General features: G+C 69.3%; 21 protein-coding genes and 1 pseudogene. 16 read left to right on the forward strand and 6 right to left on the reverse strand.

Annotated elements, in window-relative coordinates; genetic code table 11:
- Positions 1 to 439: 439 nt before the first annotated feature.
- From IEZ08_RS30255 to IEZ08_RS30275, 5 genes are all read left to right on the forward strand, one after another.
- The gene (locus tag IEZ08_RS30255) at positions 440 to 901 is read left to right on the forward strand and encodes a hypothetical protein (protein ID WP_189243465.1); all 462 of its coding nucleotides are present in this window, start codon (positions 440 to 442) and stop codon (positions 899 to 901) included.
- A 142-nt stretch (positions 902 to 1,043) separates the two neighbouring features.
- Positions 1,044 to 1,286: a hypothetical protein gene (locus IEZ08_RS30260; protein WP_189243466.1), complete on the forward strand. Its 243-nt coding sequence runs from the start codon at positions 1,044 to 1,046 to the stop codon at positions 1,284 to 1,286.
- Positions 1,283 to 1,474: a hypothetical protein gene (locus tag IEZ08_RS30265; RefSeq protein ID WP_189243467.1), complete on the forward strand. Its 192-nt coding sequence runs from the start codon at positions 1,283 to 1,285 to the stop codon at positions 1,472 to 1,474. The genes IEZ08_RS30260 and IEZ08_RS30265 overlap by 4 nt, the downstream gene beginning before the upstream one ends.
- Before the next feature lie 356 nt (positions 1,475 to 1,830).
- Complete coding sequence (locus IEZ08_RS30270) at positions 1,831 to 2,118, forward strand: hypothetical protein (protein WP_189243468.1); 288 nt, start codon at positions 1,831 to 1,833, stop codon at positions 2,116 to 2,118.
- On the forward strand, positions 2,115 to 3,950 hold the full coding sequence (locus IEZ08_RS30275; protein ID WP_189243469.1) for a cell division protein FtsK: 1,836 nt from the start codon (positions 2,115 to 2,117) through the stop codon (positions 3,948 to 3,950). The genes IEZ08_RS30270 and IEZ08_RS30275 overlap by 4 nt, the downstream gene beginning before the upstream one ends.
- Positions 3,951 to 4,323: 373 nt before the next feature.
- Here IEZ08_RS30275 and IEZ08_RS30280 read toward each other — a convergent pair whose 3' ends face one another.
- From IEZ08_RS30280 to IEZ08_RS30295, 4 genes and pseudogenes are all read right to left on the reverse strand, one after another.
- Positions 4,324 to 5,856, reverse strand: a complete 1,533-nt coding sequence (locus IEZ08_RS30280) for a recombinase family protein (protein ID WP_189243470.1) — start codon at positions 5,854 to 5,856, stop codon at positions 4,324 to 4,326.
- A 23-nt stretch (positions 5,857 to 5,879) separates the two neighbouring features.
- Positions 5,880 to 6,059, reverse strand: a pseudogene (locus IEZ08_RS30285) (alcohol dehydrogenase catalytic domain-containing protein); the annotation flags it as partial.
- 144 nt (positions 6,060 to 6,203) lie between these two features.
- Positions 6,204 to 7,451, reverse strand: coding sequence for an MFS transporter (locus tag IEZ08_RS30290; protein WP_068923211.1), 1,248 nt, complete (start codon positions 7,449 to 7,451; stop codon positions 6,204 to 6,206).
- Positions 7,452 to 7,540: 89 nt separating this feature from the next.
- Complete coding sequence (locus IEZ08_RS30295) at positions 7,541 to 8,464, reverse strand: LysR family transcriptional regulator (protein WP_068923210.1); 924 nt, start codon at positions 8,462 to 8,464, stop codon at positions 7,541 to 7,543.
- Positions 8,465 to 8,573: 109 nt separating this feature from the next.
- On the opposite strand from IEZ08_RS30295, the gene IEZ08_RS30300 reads away from it, so the two are divergent.
- The 7 genes from IEZ08_RS30300 (at position 8,574) to IEZ08_RS30330 (ending at position 15,558) form a co-directional block, all read left to right on the forward strand.
- On the forward strand, positions 8,574 to 9,635 hold the full coding sequence (locus IEZ08_RS30300; protein ID WP_189243471.1) for a fumarylacetoacetate hydrolase family protein: 1,062 nt from the start codon (positions 8,574 to 8,576) through the stop codon (positions 9,633 to 9,635).
- Entirely contained in the window at positions 9,635 to 10,612 is a 978-nt protein-coding gene (locus IEZ08_RS30305) for a cyclase family protein (RefSeq protein ID WP_068928725.1), read from the forward strand. The genes IEZ08_RS30300 and IEZ08_RS30305 overlap by 1 nt, the downstream gene beginning before the upstream one ends.
- A gap of 7 nt (positions 10,613 to 10,619) precedes the next feature.
- Positions 10,620 to 11,747, forward strand: coding sequence for an FAD-dependent oxidoreductase (locus IEZ08_RS30310; protein ID WP_068923209.1), 1,128 nt, complete (start codon positions 10,620 to 10,622; stop codon positions 11,745 to 11,747).
- A complete protein-coding gene (locus IEZ08_RS30315; protein WP_068923208.1) occupies positions 11,744 to 12,760 on the forward strand; it encodes an amidohydrolase family protein in 1,017 nt (338 codons plus the stop codon). Before IEZ08_RS30310 ends, IEZ08_RS30315 begins: the two co-directional genes overlap by 4 nt.
- Before the next feature lie 30 nt (positions 12,761 to 12,790).
- On the forward strand, positions 12,791 to 13,729 hold the full coding sequence (locus tag IEZ08_RS30320) for a VOC family protein (protein WP_068923207.1): 939 nt from the start codon (positions 12,791 to 12,793) through the stop codon (positions 13,727 to 13,729).
- A 15-nt stretch (positions 13,730 to 13,744) separates the two neighbouring features.
- Positions 13,745 to 14,704 carry a fumarylacetoacetate hydrolase family protein gene (locus IEZ08_RS30325; RefSeq protein ID WP_229803670.1) on the forward strand — a complete coding sequence of 320 codons (960 nt, stop codon included), beginning with the start codon at positions 13,745 to 13,747 and terminating at the stop codon, positions 14,702 to 14,704.
- A 167-nt stretch (positions 14,705 to 14,871) separates the two neighbouring features.
- Positions 14,872 to 15,558, forward strand: a complete 687-nt coding sequence (locus IEZ08_RS30330; RefSeq protein ID WP_203863548.1) for a class I SAM-dependent methyltransferase — start codon at positions 14,872 to 14,874, stop codon at positions 15,556 to 15,558.
- Positions 15,559 to 15,661: 103 nt separating this feature from the next.
- On the opposite strand, the gene IEZ08_RS30335 is transcribed toward IEZ08_RS30330, so the two are convergent.
- A complete protein-coding gene (locus tag IEZ08_RS30335) occupies positions 15,662 to 16,711 on the reverse strand; it encodes an aldo/keto reductase (protein ID WP_189243472.1) in 1,050 nt (349 codons plus the stop codon).
- 121 nt (positions 16,712 to 16,832) lie between these two features.
- Here IEZ08_RS30335 and IEZ08_RS30340 point away from each other — a divergent pair, with 121 nt between their 5' ends.
- Complete coding sequence (locus IEZ08_RS30340; protein ID WP_189243473.1) at positions 16,833 to 17,303, forward strand: MerR family transcriptional regulator; 471 nt, start codon at positions 16,833 to 16,835, stop codon at positions 17,301 to 17,303.
- 289 nt (positions 17,304 to 17,592) lie between these two features.
- Here IEZ08_RS30340 and IEZ08_RS30345 read toward each other — a convergent pair whose 3' ends face one another.
- Positions 17,593 to 18,591, reverse strand: coding sequence for a zinc-dependent alcohol dehydrogenase family protein (locus IEZ08_RS30345; protein WP_189243474.1), 999 nt, complete (start codon positions 18,589 to 18,591; stop codon positions 17,593 to 17,595).
- Between the two features lie 109 nt (positions 18,592 to 18,700).
- Between IEZ08_RS30345 and IEZ08_RS30350 the strand changes: the two genes are divergently transcribed.
- From IEZ08_RS30350 to IEZ08_RS30360, 3 genes are all read left to right on the forward strand, one after another.
- A complete protein-coding gene (locus tag IEZ08_RS30350; protein WP_068923201.1) occupies positions 18,701 to 19,081 on the forward strand; it encodes an ArsR/SmtB family transcription factor in 381 nt (126 codons plus the stop codon).
- A 91-nt stretch (positions 19,082 to 19,172) separates the two neighbouring features.
- Positions 19,173 to 19,817: a PilZ domain-containing protein gene (locus tag IEZ08_RS30355; protein WP_068923200.1), complete on the forward strand. Its 645-nt coding sequence runs from the start codon at positions 19,173 to 19,175 to the stop codon at positions 19,815 to 19,817.
- Positions 19,818 to 19,992: 175 nt separating this feature from the next.
- Positions 19,993 to 20,769 carry an SDR family oxidoreductase gene (locus tag IEZ08_RS30360; protein WP_068923199.1) on the forward strand — a complete coding sequence of 259 codons (777 nt, stop codon included), beginning with the start codon at positions 19,993 to 19,995 and terminating at the stop codon, positions 20,767 to 20,769.
- The last annotated feature ends 80 nt before the right edge of the window (positions 20,770 to 20,849 follow it).

A 20,849-nucleotide genomic window follows, 5' to 3' on the forward strand; every position in this document is an offset into this window, starting at 1 on the left:
TCGAATGCAAAGCGATTCACGCGGCGGACGGGAAACGCCCGTGGCTGGTTGCGCATCATCTGACCTGCCCGCGAGACGGAGGGTCGAGGGACTTGCCAATCCTAGACCGGCGGTACTCAACCTGTCCCGTCCGGTAGCGATTCAAGTCCAGGCGACGGCGCACCCCTACACCGCGAGCAGTGATCGCTTCGCTGGTCACAGCACTGATGGCACGTTCGCGCTCGCCGGAACCTCGTCGGCTCGGCGGGCTCCGGTGAGCAGCCAAAAGCCGCCGCATGGCTCCGCTATGCCGAGCAATCACAAGATCGCCAGATATGGCGACTCCCCTTCCCCTACCCCCCTCTACGCCCGTACGAGCAACGCCAAAACGGAAAGGAAGTGATCAATCATGTCAACTACGAAACGACAGCACCGATCCGAAGTAATCTCCGGAATCCGCATGCTCGCAGATTTCCTGGAACGCCATTCCGATTTGCCCGTTCCATACAGCGTCGATGTTCTGGTTTTCCCGGGAATCGACAAGGGCTATGCCATACAGCGCGCAGCGGTCGAACGCCTCGCCGAACTCCATGACGTTGCTTTCAAGGATCAGGCGGGGCACTACACGGCAAGCATCGAGTTCGGTCGCGCCAGCTACCGTATGGTGGCCATTTCCGAGGAAGCCTATGCACGGCATAGCGCACTCATGTCCTACCAGGACTCCGTCATCCCTGATACGCCATCCCGTGTAGAAAGAGAAACGAACACACGCATAAACATCCCCGCACCCGAAAATTATGGGCGCAAGTGCGAATGCGGCGCTCTGGCCGACAAGGGCACGAGCCTGTGCCGGAAGTGCCGTAGCCGTAGCCGTTGGAATCGGCGTAAGGCTCCCTTCTCCCGAGAGGGAGACCAGTGGTGATCCCCCTCATTTCAATGGTTCTCGGACTGATCGGCTTCGTTGCTACGGCCGTCATGCTGGCCCGCGTCGCCATAGACGTCCGCGCCCGTGATCGGGCCACCGTGGCACGCCACGTCATGGCACTACAGCTCCGGAACCACCGATGTTCCTGACCGTCGTCATCGCATGCAGTCTCAGCGTGATCGTGCTGGCGGCCCTGGCCGTCGCCGTCCTGGCCATGAAACGCGAGGACAAGCGCATGCGCCTTCATCGCACGCCACGGACCACGCTGGAGCGCTACTCCCGGCGAGTCATGGGGCTGTACGTCCGCGATGAAGAGTGCGCTTTCTGCCCCGACCTACCCGCCTCAGCCTCAGCCTCAGCGAAAGGAGGTGATCAACGATGACCCTCTCTCTGCCACTCGTGGTCATCCTCGGTGCCGTCGTGTGGGTGCTGCTCAGACACTCCTCACTGAAGTTCCTTCATGCGGTGGTGTGCATCCTGTTCGGCTTCTACCTGGCGTCCACCATCGCCGCCCCGGAAGTCCGCCGTCTCGTATCGACCGTCATTCGCACTATCACCGGAGCGTTCTGACCGAGCGTGACCACAAGCGATCACCAAACAGTCCGTACGGCGCTAGACCAATCGAGAAGGACGGTTGATCGCGAAGCACGGAGTCTACAAGTAATACCAGCTAGTGACCTCGCCGGCCCGAACCGCGGAAAGGAAAATGATCATGAACCAGGAACGAACCACTGCACCACGAGCGACCATGCGCGCACCATCAGGATTGGTCACTCACCGTCAGATTCCAACCTACGGGCGGCCCGACTTCCGCCCACGATCTTGGGAGGTGATGCCGTACGAACACCCCACTCCACAACGTCAACGTCCAGGCAGCCCGCCTTAACCACGCCCACGCCCTACTCCTGATCAACGGCCCCCTCTGGGTGCCGTTCCACAAGACCGAAACCGTCTCCGCCGTCCTTACGGCCCTCGACGACATTCCCGATCTCTGTGACGACCTTGAGCGCCTTCGCGATCACGTCGCCAGCATCCGGCTCCACCACGCCAACCTGAAAGCCGCCGTTCTCGCCTCGCTCAACGCCCACCACGAGGGAGAAGACGATCCCTTCTGGTACGTGCGTGACGAGCTCGCCAACCAGGGCGACGCCCCTCCCCCGCTTCGCTACCCCCGCCCGTACACCGACGCTCCCACGCGAGGTGAGGGCCGATGACGAAGCACCGCCTATCCCGTAGCCGCTTGCGGCGCGATGCGCGCCGTATGCGCCGCGCGGGAATCGAACCCATGATCATCATGGATGACATCGAGTTCGACTCCATCGCGATCGTCATCTTCTTCCGCCTGATCTGGCGCTACCGGTCCGAACTGGCCCCCTTGGGGCTGGCTCTGCTGGTCGAGGCCGCCGCCGTGGCGCTGCACATCTCCCAGCCGACCTGGTGGGTAGGCATCAGCATCGGAGCCGCCTTCCTGACCATGACCGTCCTGATCTTCGGTCGGCATGTCGGTCTGTCCCGTGGCCTGGAACGCGTGTACGCCGCGTACCTGGTCGCGATGATCGGGGGCTGGGTCGCAACGGCGACAGCCATCGGACCCGGCAAACCTCCCCTCCCCTCGATCCTGATCATCGGTGGCTTCGTCTCGGCCCTCCCCTGGTGGGTCCACCGTCGCCGACGCGCCAAGGTCCGGGTAGAACGCAAGCTCGCCGCATGGCCCGAACTCGCCGAACAGATCGGCCTCGCCGGATCACGCATTCAGTCCGCGATCGTCGATCTGTGGGGCTACCGCTTCCGCCTCGCGCTGGCCCGTGGCCAGACCGTCGAGGACGCCATTACCAAGATCGGAAACGTTGAATCGGCGCTGGGCGCGCGGCGCGGTGGTGTGCGCATTCAGCCGGTACCCGAGCAACGCGCCGACCGCGCCGACGTGCGCATCATCGAGACCGACCCCCACGCCGACGCGATCACCTGGCCCGGCCCGTCGATCACCTCCGTCACCCAACCGATGGAGCTTGGCCTATGGGAGGACGGGACCCCCGTAGCCGTCTCCCTGCTGCGTCGTCACGCCCTGTTCGGCGGGGTGGCGGGAGCGGGCAAGTCCGGTGCCGTGAACGTCGTCATGGGCAATCTCACGGCCGCCGCCGACGTGATCGTCTGGGGTATCGATCTCAAACGCGGCATGGAGCTCCAGCCGTGGGCATCCTGCCTCGATCGCATCGCCACCACACCGCAGGAAGCATGCACGCTGCTCCGTGATGCGGTGGCGATCCTCGACGGCCGCGCTGAGTGGCTGGCCTCCCACGGGCTTCGTGTGTGGGAACCCACGCCGGACGCGCCCGCCCTGGTGATCATCATCGATGAGTACGCCGAACTCGTCGATGACGCCCCTGAGGCGGTCACCTACGCCGACTCCATCGCCAGACGGGGCCGCGCTCCCGCTGTCACGCTGCTCATCGCGACGCAACGCCCCTCACAGCGCGCGATGGGGCACAGCGCCGTCCGTTCTCAGATGGATGTCCGTCTGGCCTGCCGTGTCCGCGAACGCGGGGACGCCGACCTGATCTTGGGTGCGGGCATGCACAAGGCCGGATGGCACGCCGACAAGCTCAACGCGCCTGGAAAGTTCCTGCTCAGCGCCCCTGAGCACGACATCCCCCGTCGTGGGCGCGCCTACCTGCTCACCGATGAGATCGTTCAGCGCACCGCCGAACGGCACGCCGAGCGCCGTCCGTCGCTTGACCCCATCTCGGCCGAAGCAAGGGAAACGCCTCTGTACGCCCCTGAGACGGCCTCTGAGCCACCGTCGCCGCTTCCCGCAGCCAGGGGACGGCATGCCCGCCAGGAAGCCGCGAGCGCCGCCGAGGACGCTTTGAAGGCAGCGCTCGCCAACGCACCCGGAGAGGGCACCTCGATCGGTGACCTGATCACCGCAACGTCGATGAGTCGCCCGTGGATCTATCAACGGCTGCGGCAGCTCGCCAGCGATGGACACGCCGTCCAAGTGTCCCGGGGCCGTTGGCGTGACAGGCGCGAGGACCACTCTCCGTAATTGTCTTCGTCTATGTCCACACGCGCGTCTGCGCGCATAGGGCGAGCGCGGCCCATAGACGAAGACGAAGACAATCACTCAGCGTATCGAGGAAGGAGGTGATGCCTAACGAGCCCTGAAGATCGCGAGAGCTACCGGACGGCCGGAGCCGAGCACGGACGACGCTCACGCGTCGAGCAGGGACTTCCCGAGCGGATCGAAGACCCCGCAACCGTCGCGGTCATAGTCCTGCTGTTCCGCGATCTCCCGCCCCGCGCACGATCCAAGAAAAGAGCGAGAAACAGAAATGGTTAATCCACAATCCAGTCGTCCAAACCAAAGGGAGCCAGTCAAATGACCGGCTCCCTTTTGGGTTCATACGAGGCGTATCGCTCTAGACTCTCCAGTTGAAATCTACGCGCTGCCTCAGCCTCTTGAGCTCCAACTCTATTTTCTGTGCCGCGTCCGCATGCAGACTGGGAAGATTGCTCCGCATGTCCTCCGGAACCGGCCTTATCTTGATGTCGATGAGAACCGATCTGATCGCAGCACGTTTACGTTCTATCGTCCAGCCTTCCCAGGCATCGCGAACCTCGTCGCCCGGAGGGATGTCCCCTAGAATGACAACCTTCCCGGAGAGCCTGTCATACTCACGCTGAAGCTCCGTGATGCGCGAGTTGACTTGCGCTCTGATGTCTAGCCATTCCTCCCGATCTATAATTTCTCCACCGTAGTCCAGTCGCGCCTCCTCCTTTCGCTCCTTGGCTTTCTTTATCTGCTTCAGGATCAAGATGCGCTGTTTTTCTTCGGCCTTGTCTGTTCCCTTCCGAAGTGCCTCTTGGATACGAGGGGACTCCAGAGCGTCTAAGACGGCTCCGGTTACATATTCCTCAAGAGAGTCCGCTTTGATCCGCGTCCCTCCGCATCCGCCACGCATCCCCCAGGCGCAGGCGTAGCTGTTGGCTCGCGGAGCCTTCTCCCCACGGAAGTACATCTTCTTTTCGCATTTCGAGCACAGCAGGATGCCCGAGAGAAGATGCTTCTGACGACGGGTGACGTCTGCCTTGCGCCCTGGATCACTGAACAGTCTGCGGAGTCGCTCGTGGGTATCGATGTCGATGATTGCAGGCCAGTCGCCGGGATATTTCTCGCCTTCCCATTCACGGAGACCGGCGATAAACGCTGAGGTTAGGATTCCGCGTAGCGTATTGGGATCCCAGCGGCTACCCGTGACCGTCGGAATATTTCTTGACTGCCAGTCTCGGACTATACCGCCTAGCGATTCTCCATGATCGAGGAGACGGGTAGCCGCTTCTCTGATCAGGTCAGGCTCGGCAGGATCTAGCTCTATTCGGATGACCCGACGCTTTCGATCAGTCTCGTGAGGATTGTCGTAGATATTGCGATAGCCGAATCTACGCTTTCCCGCTCCCGGGCGACGGCCTTTCCTTGCGTTTCGCTCTACGGCCTCGCGTACACGTGCCGACTTGACGGCGCTTTCCCTGCGGGCTCTCAGAGTCTCCATGCCACCGTAATACGCACCTTCCGGTGTGCTCAGGTCGAGATCCCCGCCGGTGTACGCGGAGAGGATGACGCCGTTACGCACGCAAGCGCGCTCGAATTGATTCCAGTCGTCGAGATTTCGCGTGAGCCGGTCGATGTCACGCACTATTACTACGTCGAGTTCACCGCGTTCGATCGCGGCGATGAGCTGCATGAATCCGTCTCGCGATATCTCCTTGTATCCCGAAACGCCGTCGTCTTTGAAAGAGGCAACCAACCGGTCTCCCCTGCGCGCAGCGTGACGCGCTCCGTTCTCAAGCTGTGTGGGGACCGACTCCGCCGCGTCGTAGGTCTCACTGAGCCGGGCGTAGACACCGGCCCTGAGCTGGGGTTCCGCCTTCTTACCGCGCTTGTTCTGTGTCATGCCTCCAGCATGGGAGAAAAACCTAGTGACGGGAAGTCGTCGTTGATGCCGCCCTCACGGTAGTGCAGGTCGGTGTGGCAGACTCCGCAGGCCTGGACGGTGACCACCGCCTCCCCCGGACCCGGATCGGGCACGAGGACCGACTCCACCGACACGGCCTGGCCCTTGCCTCGCGCGATCACGCCGCGTACTTCGTATGCCATCCGACTGCTGCCTTTCCTTCGTTCCGGTGCCCCGGGAGCCCGCACTGGGGCGGTAAGGACATGATCACGCGCGGTGCGCCCGGACGGAAGGGACCGCCGGGCGCACCGCGTGTCGCCGGATCCCGCGCGGGGGCGGGGGTGTGCCTACTCGGCCGGAGCGGCGTTGAGCGGCGTGGCCGGGACGGTCAGGACGGTGGCCACCAGGGCGGCCAGCACCAGCGACGCGACGCCGATCACCGCCAGGGACAGGCCGAGCCCTCCGGTCACCGCGGCCAGGGCGCTGACGAGCAGCGGGGAGAGGAACTCCCCGAGGAACAGGGCGCCGGTCCACAGCCCGGTGCCGCGGCCGCGCTGCGCGAACGGCAGCCTGTTGACCGCCCAGGTGAGCAGGGTCGGCAGGAGCAGTCCGGTGGCGAAGCCGGTGAGCACGGCGCCCGCGACGATCACGGGGACGGCCTCGGTCGCGGAGATCAGGAGCAGGCCCAGGCCGGACAGGGCGAACTCCGCGATGAGCAGCACGCGCGCGCCGCGGCCGGAGGCCCTGGCGAACAGGCCGGCTCCGACGGCGGTCGCCAGCGACATGAGCGCGGTGACGCCGCCGATGACCGCCGGGTCGGAGACCCCCACCCCGTCCAGGACGTAGGAGAGCTGAACGATCAGCGTGTAGAAGACGACGCCTCCGCCGATGGTGACCAGGGAGGGGACGGCCAGGGCCCGCCAGGGCCAGGGCTCCCGGTCGCCGTGGTGCGGTCCTCCGTCGTGGGGGCCTCCGTCGTGGGGGCCTCCGTCGTGGGGGCCTCCGTGGTGTGCGGCGGCGGGCTGCCAGAGGAGGAGCGCCATGGGGATCGCGGCGAGCGCGGCGACGGCGTACAGCCAGAACGGGGTGCGCCAGCCGCCGGCCCCGAGCAGCCCGCCGAGCGCGAAGAAGGCCGTCGCGGCGACGGTGGTGACGAGGGTCTGCAGGCCCAGGTAGCGGATGCGGCGCGGACCGGACCAGTAGTCGGCGATCAGAGTGGTGCAGCAGGTCATGATGGCCGCCTCGCAGACGCCGACGAGCACGCGGCTGGCCAGGATGGCCTGGATCGAGTCCAGGTAGAGCGGCGCGGTTCCGGAGATCGCGTAGCCGACCATGGCGGCGATCAGCAGGCGTTTGCGGTCGAACTTGTCGGCGACGGCGCCGGCGAAGGGGGCGCCGAGCGCGATGAACAGCGCCGGGACGGTCAGGATCACCGGGACCAGGACGTCGGATCCCGGTGTGGCGGCGAAGTGTTCACTGATGCGGGGCAGGACCGGCGAGAGCAGGACGGCGCCGAGCACGGGCATGCAGCTTCCGATGAGCAGCAAGACGAGCTGGGGCGGGCCAGCCTGCTTCGCGATGGCCGGCTGGGACATGCGGGCCTCGCTAGATGTCGCGGGGGATGGTGCACAGCACTGTCGGGCAAGGGACGCGACGCGCGGAAGACCGGAAGTTCTGATATCCCTCATCCACGGGGTGGATGGTCCTGCTCCCGCAGCGCCCGCCCGACCTCGGCCGCCCTCTCGCGGAGCCAGATGTGCGCCGCGTCCTGGCTGTGCACGGGATGCCACCACAGGGCCTCCTGCAGCGCCGCCTCGAACGGGCAGGGCAGCACGCGGACCGGAGCGAGCCCGCGCAGCATCTCGGCCAGGCGCCGCTGGACCAGGGTGACCCGGCGGGTCCCGGCCACCAGGTTGGGCAGCAGGGAGAAGCTCTGCACGGACACCTCCACGCGGGGTTCCAGTCCCAGCGTGCTCAGCTGCCGGGTGACCGGGGCGTCGAAGAAGCGCCGGTAGACCGCCCAGGGCAGCCGGGCCAGGTCGTCCAGGGTGATGTGGTCGCCGATGTCGGGATGGTCGTCGGCGACCAGGCACACCCACTCGTCGCGGTACAGCTCCACGGCGGGGAAACCCCTGATCACACCGTGCGGCATGAGCACGCCGTCGACGCCGCCGAGCACCGTGCCGGTGTCCTCCACGATCCTGCCGTCCAGGTTCCGGAAGTGCAGCCGGACACCGGGCGCCTCGGCGTGCAGGGCGCGGGCGAGCTCGGCGCCGAAGACCGCGATGGCGTAGTCGGAGGAGAGCAGGGTGAACTCGCGCTGCTCGACGGCCGGCTGGAAGTCCGCCCGGCTGGTGAAGAGCCGCTCCAGCATGACGCAGGCGCTGGCCGCCGGTTCCCGCAGTGCGCTGCCCAGGGCGGTCAGCTCGTAGGTGTTGCCCTTCCTGACCAGCAGGTCGTCGGAGAAGTGGCGGCGGAGCCTGGCCAGCGCGGCGCTGGTCGCCGGCTGGCTGAGCCCGATCCGCAGCCCGGCCCGGGTCACGCTGCGCTCCTCCAGCAGCGCGCGCAGGGCGACCACGAGATTCAGATCCAGGCTGGCGAGGTTCACGGCATCCCTTCCGCTATCCATCCGATGGATTACTCCGATCTGGAGAATCGATTTCCCAGATCCGTCCGGTTGGCTCAAGGTTAAGGGCACCGCACCGGGAGGAAACATCGTGGAAACACACCCGCCTCTTGCCGGCCCGTTCGCGATCGGCACCTTCTCCGCAGGGAACGGCCCGGCCTTCCCCGGTCTCGTTACCGGAGACCGGGTCCTGGACCTGCGCACCGTCCCCGCGCTCGGCGCACCGGATCCGACCACGCGGCTGACCACGCGGGTCCTGCTGGAACGCTGGGACACCGCGCTGCCGCTGCTGCACGACGCCGCCGGATCGGTGGAGGGCACGTGGCTGCCGCTGGCGGAGCTGCGGGTGCACGCCCCCGTCGAGCCCCGGCAGATCCTGCAGTCCGGCGCCAACTACCGCACGCACGTCATCGACCTGGCGGTGGCACACGAGCCCGCGGACGGCCGCCCCGCCGAGCAGGTGCGGGCCGAGGTCGCCGCGATGATGGACCGCCGCGCCGCCGAGGACCGGCCGTACGTGTTCATCGGCCTGCCCTCCTCGGTCACCGGCCCGTACGACGACGTGGTGATCCCCGCCTGGTGCGCCAAGCCGGACTGGGAACTGGAACTCGCCGCGGTGATCGGCCGCCCGGCCTTCCGGGTCCCGGCCGAGCACGCGCTGGAGCATGTCGCCGCCTACACCATCGCCAACGACCTCACGGCCCGCGAGCTGGTGTTCCGCCGTGACATGCCGGAGATCGGCACCGACTGGCTACGGGCCAAGAACGCCCCGACCTTCACCCCGCTCGGGCCCTACCTGGTGCCGTCCGCCTTCGTCGCCGACCCCGGCGACCTGCGGGTGACCCTGCGGCTCAACGGCGAGGCGATGCAGGACGAGTCCACCAAGGACATGATCTTCGACGTGGCGCGGCTGGTGTCCTACGTCTCACAGACCGTGGAGCTGTTCCCGGGCGACCTGGTGCTCACCGGCAGCCCGGCCGGGAACGGCATGCACTGGGGCCGGTTGCTCCGCCCCGGCGACGTGATGGAGGGGACGATCACCGGTCTGGGCGTCCAGCGCAACCGGTGCGTGGCCGAGCCGCCCCCGATGACCGGGCCGTCTTCGGTGACCGGGCCGTCTTCGGTGACCGGGCCGTCCCCGCGGGAGGCGTGATGCTCCACCGCACCGGCATGCCCGACCGAGCCGACCCCGAGGGCGCCATCGCCGAGGCCGCCGCGAAGTACTCCAACTGGGGCCGCTGGGGGGACGACGACGTCCTGGGCACCGTCAACTTCATCGACGGGGCCAAGCGCCGCGAGGCCGCCGCGCTGGTACGGCAGGGCACGTCCTTCTCGCTCTCCCAGCGTTTCGACACCGACGGCCCGCAGAAGGGCTGGCGGCGCCGTACCAACCCGGTGCACACCATGACCGACACCGGCACGGACGCCGTCCACGGCGACCAGGGCTTCCCGCACGGGTTCGGCGGCGCGGACGACGTCATCGCCATGCCGCTGCAGTGCTCCACCCAGTGGGACGGCCTGGGCCACATCTTCGACCACGGCCTGGCCTGGAACGGCCGCCCCGCCGACAGGGTCGTCACCTCCGCCGGTGACCTGGTCACCGGCATCGAGCACCTGGCCGCGGCCGTGGCGGGCCGCGGCGTCCTGCTCGACGTCGGCCGCGTGCTCGGCGACGACGGCGAGCTGCCGGACGGCTTCGCCGTCACCGAGGAGCACCTGACCGCCACCGCCGAGGCGCACGGCGTCGCGATCGGCCGGGGCGACATCGTGTGCGTGCGCACCGGGCAGCTCACCCGGGCCCGCCGCGACGGCTGGGGCGACTACGCCGGCGGCCCGGCCCCGGGCCTGTCGTTCACCACCGCCGGCTGGCTGCACCGTACCGAGATCGCCGCCATCGCCACCGACACCTGGGGTTTCGAGGTCCGGCCGAACGAGTTCGACCACGCCTTCCAGCCCCTGCACCAGGTCGTCATCCCCCACATCGGACTCCTCATCGGCGAGATGTGGGACCTGGACGCCCTCGCGGCGCACTGCGCCGCCGACGGCGTCCACGAGTTCTTCCTCACCGCCGCCCCGCTGCCCGTCACCGGAGCGGTCGGCTCCCCCGTCAACCCCATCGCCATCAAGTGAGATCTCCATGACAGCACTGGGCAACGCCCTCATCGTCGGCGGCGGCACCGCCGGATCGGCCCTGGCGATCCTGCTCGCGCGCGGCGGCGTCACCGTGGACATCGCGGAGATCAATCCGGAGCCCGCCACGCTCGGCTCGGGCATCACGCTGCAGGGCAACGCGCTGCGGGTACTGCGCGACCTCGGCGTCTGGGACCGGGTCGGCGCCGCGGGCTTCGCCTTCGACTCCCTCGGGCTGCGGACCCCCGGCGGGGACCTGATCGCCGAGATCCCCGACGCCCGCACCGGCGGTCCCGACCTGCCGGCGACGCTCGGCATGAACCGCCCCGAGCTGGCCGCGATCCTCGCCGACGCCGTACGGGACGCCGGTGCGCGGCTCCGGCCGGGCCTGACCGTGAACGCCCTCACCGACACCGGCGACGGCGTGCGGGCCGAGCTGTCCGACGGCACCACGGCCACCTACGACCTGGTGGTGGGCGCCGACGGCATCCGCTCCACGGTCCGCCGGCTCATCGGGATCGACGTCGTCCCCCAACCGACCGGTATGGGCATCTGGCGTGTCCACACCCGCCGTCCCAAGGAGGTCGAGCGCACCGACCTGATCTACGGCGGCCCGTGCTTCATCGCCGGATACTGCCCCACCGGTGCCGACACCATGTACGCCTACCTGGTGGAGAGGGCCCGGCCGCGCGAGTCGGTCGCGGACGCCGACAAGCCCGCCCACATGCTGGCCCTCGCCCGGGGGTACGGCGGCGCCTGGGACGAGATCCGCACCGGCATCACCGACCCGGACCGCATCAACTACACCTGGTTCGAGTCGCTGCTGGTGGACCGACCCTGGAACCGCGGGCGCACCGTCCTGATCGGCGACGCCGCGCACGCCTGCCCGCCCACCCTCGCCCAGGGCGCCGCCCAGTGCCTGGAGGACGCCGCCGTCCTGGCCGAGCTGCTGCTCGGCGCCGACCGGATCGACCAGTCGTTGTTCGACGCCTTCATGGACCGCCGTCACGAGCGTGCGAAGGCCGTGGTCGAGGCGTCCGTGCAGCTGGCCTCCTGGCAGCTGAACCCGGTGCCGGACGCGGACGTGCCGGGTCTGATGGGGCGGATCGCCGCGATGGTGACGCAGCGCCCATGAACACCGTTTCCCTGAACGCCGTACCCGTGAGGACCGTCGACGCGCACGCGCACGTGATCCTGCCGCAGGTCGAGCAGGCCGTGGCCGGGCAGCCGGGGCTGCGGGCGCACCGCGAGCTGGACGCCCGGCGCAACGGTCCCGAGTCCATGGCGGTCTCGGGCCGGATGGTCGCAGAGCGGATCGCGCGGCTCACGCAGGTGCCGGCACGGCTGGCCGGCATGGACGCCGCCGGGGTGGACGTGCAGATCGTCAGCCCCTCCCCCTCGCACTACCACTACTGGGCCGGCGAGGAGCTCGCCGAGCAGGTCTGCCGCCTGGCCGGCGAGGGCGTCGCCGGACACTGCGCGCAGGCCCCCGACCGGCTGTACGGCCTGGGCCTGGTCCCGCTCCAGCATCCCTCGCTGATGGTCGAGCTCCTGGACCACGCCCTGGGGCTGGGCCTGAAGGGTGTGGAGATCTCCTCCCACGCCCCCGGCCGCGAGTTGTCGGATCCGGCGTACGAGGAGTTCTGGGCGCGGGCGGCGGAGGCGGGGGCGGTGGTGTTCCTGCATCCGTTCGGCTGCACCCTGGACGAGCGCCTGGACCGCTTCTACCTGTCCAACATCGTCGGCCAGCCGGTCGAGAACGCCGTCGCCCTCTCCCACCTGATCTTCTCCGGGGCGCTGGACCGGCACCCTGCGCTGAAGATCCTCGCCGCGCACGGCGGCGGCTACCTGCCGACGTACCTGGGCCGGGCCGACCACGGCCGGCGGGTGCGGCCCGAAGCGCGGGGCTGCGCCGAGCCGCCCAGCGCCTACCTGGGGCGGATCTGGTTCGACTCGCTCGTCTACGAGCCCGCCGCCCTGCGCTCCCTCGTCGGCGCCGCCGGGGCGTCCCAGGTGGTGCTCGGCTCCGACTACCCCTTCGACATGGGCGTCGAGGACCCCCTCGACCGGCTGCGCGCCGCCGGATTCGGCCCCGCCGCCCACGACGCGATCCGCGGCGGCAACGCCGTCGCCCTCTTCGATCTCTGAAGACTCCGAGGACCCCGAGGAACAACGACCATGACCGATCGCCTCATCACCCACCTGCGCCACGTCGACCTGGCGGTGCCCGACTACGCCCGGCAGCGTGAGTTCTACTCCGGCGTCTGGGGCCTGACCGAGGTCGCCAACGACGGCGGCATCTCGTTCCTGGCCGCCGAGGGCTCGCCCGAGCAGTACGTCATCCGGCTGCGCCGGGCCGACGAGAAGCGCCTGGACCTGGTCGCCTTCGGCGCCGCCACCCCGGCCGACGTCGACGCCCTCGCCGAGCGGCTGCGCGCCGCGGGCGTCCGGTTGATCTCCGAGCCCGGGAAGGTCGACACTCCCGGCGGCGGGTACGGTTTCCGCTTCTTCGACGTCGACGGCCGCACCGTCGAGGTCTCCGCCGACGTCGCCGTGCGCGTCCACCGCAAGCTGGAGGCCAAGGAGTCCGTACCGGTCCGGCTCTCGCACGTGGTGCTCAACGCCCCCGACATCGACGCCACCCGCGCCTGGTACGAGACCCACCTGGGCTTCGCGCTCTCCGACACCCTGGCCCACCCGCGCATGGGCCAGGTCATGCACTTCATGCGCTGCAACCCCCAGCACCACAGCATGGCCATCGCCCGCGGCCCGCACGCCTCGCTGCACCACATCAGCTTCGAGCTTCGCGGCCTGGACGAGTACATGTACGGCACCGGCCGGCTGCTGCGCGCCGGCGTGCGGATGATCTGGGGGCCGGGCCGCCACCTGGCGGGCGACAACACCTTCTCCTACTTCATGGACCCGCACGGCAACACCGTGGAGTACACCACCGAGCTGGAGGAACTGGACGAGGACGCCTGGCACCCGCACGTCTACGACTTCTCCCAGCCGGAGGTCACCGACCAGTGGGGCACCGCCAACCCGATGAACGAGCTGGTCGCCAAGGAGTCGTTCAACGACGTCGACCGCGGCGTCTTCGTCGCCCCGCCGGTCTGACCGTCCGATCCCCCGTTGGAGAGCATCATGCGCCTGGCCACCTTCCAGTACCAGGGTCTGCGCCGCAGCGGCGTCGTCGACGGCGACGCGATCCTGCCCTTCCCGCGGGGAGCCGAGCTCCTCGACGTCATCCGTACCGGCTCCGTCCCGGACACCGGGGCCGCCGTGCCCCTGACCGAGGTGCGGCTGCTCCCGCCGGTCGAGCCGCCCGCGGTCCGCGACTTCGTCACCTTCGAGGAGCACGTCGAGGGCGTCCGCCGCAGCGTGAGCGGCGCGGCGGGCGTCCCGGACGCCTGGTACGACGCGCCGACCTTCTATTTCACCAACCCCTACGCGATGATCGGCGCCCACGACGACGTCCCCGTGCCGCCGGGCTGCCGCGCCCTGGACTTCGAGCTGGAGGTGGCCGCGGTCATCGGCCGCGAGGGCCGCGACCTCTCCCCCGCGCAGGCCCGCGACCACATCTTCGGCTACACGATCTTCAATGACTGGTCGGCCCGAGACCTGCAGTCCCGTGAGATGCAGGTGGGGCTGGGCCCCTGCAAGGGCAAGGACTCCGCCACCACCCTCGGCCCGTGGCTGGTCACGGCCGACGAGCTGGAGCCGTACCGCGACGCCGAGGGTTTCCTCCGGCTCGCGCTGACGGCCGAGGTCAACGGGGCCGTGGTGGGCCGGGACCTGCTGTCGAACATGGGCTGGCCGTTCGAGGACCTGGTCGCCTACGCCTCCCGGGGCGCCCCGGTGCGGCCCGGCGACGTGCTCGGCTCGGGCACCTGCGGCAACGGCGGCTGCCTCGCCGAGCTGTGGGGGCTGCGAGGCCGCCAGGACCCGCCGCCGCTGAAGCCCGGCGACGTCGTCACCCTCACCGTCGAGGGCATCGGCGCCGTCTCCAACACCGTCGTCCCCGGAACCGTCCCGGAACCGGTCCCTCCCGCCCGCAAACGCCCCCGAGACCGCCCCCGAGACCGCCCCTGACCGCGATCCCGGCCAGGTCCCGCACCCAGTCAACGGTGAACGCGTCGTTTGATCTCCGACAATCCTCAGCCGGTGTACCGAGGCGGGCAGGACCGGTCCCGGACGCCTCCCCTCCGGTTCGCCGCGTTCGGGCGCGGCTCCGGAAGCGATGCCCCAGAATGGGGAACGTGATCTCACGACGGCTCTATCACGGCACAGGACCGGGACCGATCACTCCGGACGGCTGCGCGGTCGACTACTACGCCACCCTCACCGCGCGCGGCGAACCCGAGCTCATCCATGCGGCCGTCCCGCCCGGAGCGTCCATCCTGGAGCTGGGCGCCGGCACCGGGCGGATCACCCACCCGCTGCTCGCCCTCGGCCACGAGGTCGTCGCGGTCGACGAATCCCCCGACATGCTCGCCCACATCACCGGCGCCGAGACCGTCCTCTCCCCCATCCAGAGCCTGGAGCTGAACCGGACCTTCGACCTGGTGCTGCTGATGTCGTTCGTCGTCGAGACCGCCGACGACGACCTGCGCGCCGCCTTCCTGCGCACCTGCCACCGCCACGTCAGCGCCGGAGGCTGCGTCATCCTGCAGCGCAAACCGCCCGAGTGGTACGACACCGTCCAGCCGTCCGAACGTGTCCCCGGCGACGGCAGCACCGTCCGCATGACCGACGTCCACCGGCCCGGACCCGGTCTGCTGGAGGCCACCATGGAGTACACCGTCGGCGACCGGCACTGGACGCACACCTTCCTCAGCCGCCGCCTCGACGACGACCTCCTGGAGAGCGAGCTCAACCGGGCGGGACTGACGATCTCCGAGTTCCTGGAGCCGAGTCGCGAATGGGTGCGCGCCGTACCCCGCTGAGCACGGTACCTCCGCAGGGTCCGGCCGCGATCGGCGCGTCCGGTGCCGCGGTGGCGTCCCAGGCGCAGTGCCGCCGTCTCCCCTGTCCGCGCGGCCGGGCGGCTCAGCCCGCGGCCCGGTCGCCGGGCAGGCGCCGCCGGCGGGCGGCGTCCGTCAGGGCGGGCGGCTGCCAGACGCCGTCGGGCCGGTACAGGTTCGTGCCCGGCGGCACGATCTCGTCGATCCGGTCCAGGGTCGCGTCGTCGAGGGTGAGAGGAGCGCCCTTGAGCGTGGCCTCCAGTTGCCCCATGGTGCGCGGGCCGACGATGACCGAGGTGACCGCCGGGTGCGTCACGGGGAAGGCGACGGCGAGTTCGGGCAGCGTGCGGCCGATGTCCGTCGCGAGCTCGACGAGCCGCTCGACGACGTCGAACTTGACGGCGTTCTCGGGGATCGAGGGATCGAAGCGGTGCGGAGTGATCGACGGGCGGCCGGTGGACAGGTCGACGGGCCGCCCCTTCCGGTAGGCGCCCGACAGGAATCCCGACGCCAGCGGGCTCCAGGTCAGAGCGCCCATGCCGTACCGCTGGCACACCGGCAGCACGTCGGCCTCGATGCCGCGGGCGAGCAGCGAGTACGGCGGCTGCTCGGTCCTGAAGCGCCGCAGGGCGCGCCGCTCGGCCACGTGGTGCGCCTCGACGATGTCGGCGGCCGGGAACGTCGAGCAGCCGAACGCCCTGATCTTGCCCTGGGTGACCAGGTCACCCAGCACACCGAGGGTCTCCTCGACGTCGGTCGCGGGGTCGGGGCGGTGGATCTGGTAGAGGTCGATCCAGTCGGTCCGAAGCCGCCGGAGGCTCCCCTCGACCGCCTTGATGATCCATCGGCGCGAGTTCCCGCTCCTGTTGCGGCCCTTCCCCATCGGGAAGTGCGCCTTGGTGGCGAGCACGACGTCGTCGCGCCGGCCGGCCAGCGCCTTGCCGACGATCTCCTCCGACTCGCCGGCCGAGTACATGTCGGCGGTGTCGATGAAGTTGATCCCGTGATGGAGTGCGTGGTGGATGATGCGGGCGCAGTCGTCGTGGTCGGGGTTGCCGACCGCGCCGAACATCATCGCGCCCAGGCAGTGGACGCTCACCTCGATGCCGGTGCCGCCGAGAACGCGGTAACGCATGATCAGGCTCCTGGAAGACGTCATGGGGTGCCGGAACGACCCGCGCCGAGAACCGGGGGGCGGGCGTGCGGGGAGCCTACGAGTTGGAGCCGACTCTAGATCAAGTCGTAGGGTGGGCGGCATGGCGGAGACGAACCAGGGGCTCAGCATCGGACAGGTCGCCGAGCGCACCGGGCTGAGCGTCCACACGCTGCGCTTCTACGAGCGTGAAGGCATCCTGGCCGCCCCGGTGCGACGTGGCCCCGGTGGTCGGCGCGTCTACAGCGACGGTGACGTGGAGTGGCTCCACCTGTGCGTCAACCTGCGCTCCGCCGGCATGCCGCTGCCCGCCATCCGGCAGTACGCGGAGCTCGTCAGGCAGGGAGCGGACGGGGAGGAGCATCTCCTGGCCCTCCTGCGGCAGCACCGCGACCAGGTCACCACAGAGATCGAACAGCTCACCGAGTCCCTCGGCCTGATCACCCGCAAGATCGGCGCGTATGCCGAGCGGCTCGCCCGGGGCGTCACCGGTCCGGTCCGCTGCACGCCCCCGCCCACCGGGCGGCCTTCCGGGGAAGAACCGAGACGGTCCTGGAGGGCCGGACCCGCCTGACCGGAGGGAGGTGCGCAGGACGTCGTCGTGACGCCGGAGGGGCGTGATCAGGCCCGCCTCGTGTAGCACGGTGGCGCCGCGACCTCACGGGAGACCTCCGGCAGTGGACCTCTCCGAGGGCTCTCCAGACGTCTCTCTGTGTTTAATTACATGATTACAGACTTAATCATAGGTTCGGCGCGCAGATCGAGATCAGCCGATGCGGCAGGCGTCGGGGCCGGATCGGATGACACCGGACCCGCGAAACGGCCACGGGCCGGGAGAGCCCGTGCCCAGCGGTCCGGGGCGGTCAGTGCGCGACGGTGACCACGATCTTGCCGATCTGGGCGTTGCGCTCCAGGTAGCGGTGGGCCTCCACGATGTCACCCAGTTCGAAGGTACGGTCCACCACGGGCCGGAAGGCCCCCGAGCGCAGCCCGGAGGTCACGAAGGCGACCGCCCTGCGCAGCCGCTCGGGCCGCCTGGCCGTCTCCAGCATCGTGTACGTGCGCATGTTCAGCGCGGGCATGCCGAGCTCGAATCCCGGATAAGGAGTCGCCTCACCGCTCAGCGCGCCGTACAGCATCAGCATGCCGTCGTCGGCGACCACCTTGGCCAGGTCCCGCACCCCGGCGCCGGCGACGGCGTCGAAGACGTACTCCGCACCCCGCCCGCCGGTCGCCGTCAGCACCCGCTCGACCACGTCCTCCGACTCACTGACGATCACTTCCGTGGCGCCCTCCTTCAGCAGCGCCGGCTTCTTGGCGGCGGTGCGGGTGACGGCGATCGGCGTGGCGCCGATCCGTTCGGCGACGTGGATGGCGGCCAGACCGACACTGCTGGACGCCGCGTTCAGCACGACCGTGTCCCCGGGACGCATCCCACCGACCTCCACGAGCCCGCCGTAGGCCGTGATGTACGGCATCCACACCGCCGCCCCCTCCACCGCGTCAAGCCCCTCGGGGCGCCGCACCAGTGCCGCGGCAGGCACGATCGCGCGCTCGGCGTAGACGCCGTGGTCGTTCTGCGAGAAGGCCGGGACGGTGCTGACCTCGTCCCCGGGCCGGAACCCGCTCACGCCCTCGCCCACCGCCTCGACCACACCGGCCGCCTCCGTGCCCAGCCGGGCCGGGAACCGTCTCACCGGCTCTATGTAGTTCCCCGTGCGGAACAGCACCTCGGCCCGGTTCAGGCCGATCGCGTCCACCCGGATCAGCACCTCGCCCGGGCCCGGCTCACCGATTTCCACGTCCTCCAGCCGCATCACCTCGGGCCCGCCGAGTTCGTGGAACAGCACCGCCTTGGTCATCGCCCCGTCCTTCCGCTCCGGTAGATGATGATCCACTCAAGCATCAAAGTACGACCGTCGTCAAACTTTGATTGTCATCATACTTTGATGGGTGTCGTACTATAGAGTTATGGAGGCCGACCGCATTCCCCACCACCCCGACGTACGGACGATCACGCTCCAACGGGTCCTCGATGCCATCGTCGATCCGGTACGGCGGAGCATCGTCACGCAGTTGTACGGCGCCTCCGGCGACATCGCCTGCGGCGGGTTCGATCTGCCCGTGAGCAAGTCCACGGCCACGCACCACTTCCGGACCCTGCGCGAGGCAGGTCTCATCCGGCAGTACTACGCCGGCACCTCACGGATGAACGCCCTGAGACGCGATGAGATCGACGAGGTCTTCCCCGGCCTCCTCGCCGCCGTCGTCACAGCCGACCGCGGCTCTCGCGAGACGGCGAATCCCCCTGAACCGACTGGTCAGGGCCTATCGGCAGCCGGATCGGGTTGACGCCGCACACCGTGATCCATTGACCGGGACGGTTCCCTGACGGAGCCTCCGGTCCCGTCAGGTCGGCGGTGCCACGGCCGATGGGATCCCCGTGAACCCGTTTCCCCCGCTGAAGTGCGCGCTCTACGTCTGCATCGATGACGACGCCGGGCACCGTTCCCGGCTGGAGGCCGTCACCGACGGGGGGATCGTCGTCGCCACGCCCGCGGACGTCGCCCATCTTGATTCCGTCCACGTCGGCAGCCACCTGGTACTGTTCTGGATCAACGCCGACGGGCGCGTGGTGCTTCCGGTGCGGCTGACCGGCATCCTCCCCGGCCCGCCGGAGCGCTGGGAGGTACAGCCGCTGGGCGAGGCCCGCCGGCTCGGACGCCGGCGGCACGAGCGGGGCGGAGGCGGGGAGCCGATGCGCCTGTCCACCTTCGCCACTCAGCCCGCCGTCACCTTCGACAGCACGTTGCTGGACCTCAGCGAGAAGGCGCTGCGCTGCTGGACGCCGGCCTTCGACATCGCCGTAGGTGAGCGGGTGCACGTCCGGGCCTTGCTCAGCATCGGAACCCTGAGCCAGATCGGCACCGTCACCGCCGTGCGCGAGGCGCCCAACGGGCTGGGGCAGCACCTCGTGGTGGTTTTCCAGTCGCCGTCGGCGTCCACCGTCCAGCTGATCCGCCGGTACCTGTTCGTGTGGGGACCCGTGTACCGCCGCGCCCGGCGGGGCGCCGAAGAGAACGAGTGACCCGGGGCCGGGCCTCACGGTCCACGACGGCGTAGGCGGCCGATCTCGGGGACCGGAAGCTCATGATCGGCTCCGGACCGGGTAGGGGCGCGGGTGCGGCACCGGCCGCTGTCCACCAGCTGTTCGGCGGCGACACGCTGGACGCCGTCGTCCACGGCGTCCCGGAGAGGCGGTCATGAAGACGATCGTGGTCACCGGCGGGACCCGGGGCATCGGTCTCGGGCTCGTCCGGGCCTTCCTGGAGAGCGGGCACCGGGTCGCGTTCTGCGGCAGCCGCGCGGAGACGGTGGAGAAGGCGACCGCCGGACTGCCCGGGCCGGACGTCCTGGGCGTGGTGGCCGACGTCACCGACCGGACCCAGGTGCGAGAGCTGTGGGAGGCGGCCACCGGGCGCTTCGGCGCGGTGGACGTCTGGATCAACAACGCCGGGGTCTCCCACACCCGGGCCCCGCTGTGGGAGCTGCCCGACGCCGAGGTCCGCGCCGTGGTCGGGACGAACCTGGTCGGAGTGCTCAACGGATCGGCGGTGGCGCTCGCCGGGATGGCCGCCCAGGGACGCGGCCACGTGTGGAACATGGAGGGACTGGGCAGCGACGGCCGGGCGGTCTCCGGGCTGAGCGTGTACGGCTCGACCAAGCGGGCGCTGACCTACCTGACCCGGACGCTGGCCGGGGAGGTGCCGCCGGGGGTGTCGGTCGGGCTGCTCAGCCCCGGGATGGTCGTCACGGACCTGCTCACCCGCGGCTACGACCCGGAATCCTTCGAGAAGGCCAAGAGGATCTTCAACATCCTGGCCGACCGGGTCGAGACCGTCGCCCCGTGGCTGGCCGAGCGGGCACTGTCCCAGGCTCGCAACGGTGCACACGTCCGCTGGCTGACCCCGGCGAAGATCGCGGCCCGCTTCGCGCTCGCCCCCGTCCGCAGACGCGACCTGTTCTCCGGCGGGGAGTGACGACGGCCTGCCCGTATGGCCGTGCCTTGTCGGAAACGCTGTGACCTGCGGGCCCCGAGCCACCCGTTGGGCACGGAAGG

This window comes from Planobispora rosea (assembly GCF_014648175.1).
GTDB lineage: Bacteria > Actinomycetota > Actinomycetes > Streptosporangiales > Streptosporangiaceae > Planobispora > Planobispora rosea.

Excerpts from the sequence above, each read along its gene's own strand:
- IEZ08_RS30255 (WP_189243465.1), top strand. The coding sequence starts at position 440 with ATGCTCGCAGATTTCCTGGAACGCCATTCCGATTTGCCCGTTCCATAC.
- IEZ08_RS30260 (WP_189243466.1), top strand. The coding sequence starts at position 1,044 with ATGTTCCTGACCGTCGTCATCGCATGCAGTCTCAGCGTGATCGTGCTG.
- IEZ08_RS30265 (WP_189243467.1), top strand. The coding sequence starts at position 1,283 with ATGACCCTCTCTCTGCCACTCGTGGTCATCCTCGGTGCCGTCGTGTGG.
- IEZ08_RS30275 (WP_189243469.1), top strand. The coding sequence starts at position 2,115 with ATGACGAAGCACCGCCTATCCCGTAGCCGCTTGCGGCGCGATGCGCGC.
- IEZ08_RS30280 (WP_189243470.1), bottom strand. The coding sequence starts at position 5,856 with ATGACACAGAACAAGCGCGGTAAGAAGGCGGAACCCCAGCTCAGGGCC.
- IEZ08_RS30290 (WP_068923211.1), bottom strand. The coding sequence starts at position 7,451 with ATGTCCCAGCCGGCCATCGCGAAGCAGGCTGGCCCGCCCCAGCTCGTC.
- IEZ08_RS30305 (WP_068928725.1), top strand. The coding sequence starts at position 9,635 with ATGCTCCACCGCACCGGCATGCCCGACCGAGCCGACCCCGAGGGCGCC.
- IEZ08_RS30310 (WP_068923209.1), top strand. The coding sequence starts at position 10,620 with ATGACAGCACTGGGCAACGCCCTCATCGTCGGCGGCGGCACCGCCGGA.
- IEZ08_RS30315 (WP_068923208.1), top strand. The coding sequence starts at position 11,744 with ATGAACACCGTTTCCCTGAACGCCGTACCCGTGAGGACCGTCGACGCG.
- IEZ08_RS30320 (WP_068923207.1), top strand. The coding sequence starts at position 12,791 with ATGACCGATCGCCTCATCACCCACCTGCGCCACGTCGACCTGGCGGTG.
- IEZ08_RS30335 (WP_189243472.1), bottom strand. The coding sequence starts at position 16,711 with ATGCGTTACCGCGTTCTCGGCGGCACCGGCATCGAGGTGAGCGTCCAC.
- IEZ08_RS30340 (WP_189243473.1), top strand. The coding sequence starts at position 16,833 with ATGGCGGAGACGAACCAGGGGCTCAGCATCGGACAGGTCGCCGAGCGC.
- IEZ08_RS30345 (WP_189243474.1), bottom strand. The coding sequence starts at position 18,591 with ATGACCAAGGCGGTGCTGTTCCACGAACTCGGCGGGCCCGAGGTGATG.
- IEZ08_RS30350 (WP_068923201.1), top strand. The coding sequence starts at position 18,701 with ATGGAGGCCGACCGCATTCCCCACCACCCCGACGTACGGACGATCACG.
- IEZ08_RS30360 (WP_068923199.1), top strand. The coding sequence starts at position 19,993 with ATGAAGACGATCGTGGTCACCGGCGGGACCCGGGGCATCGGTCTCGGG.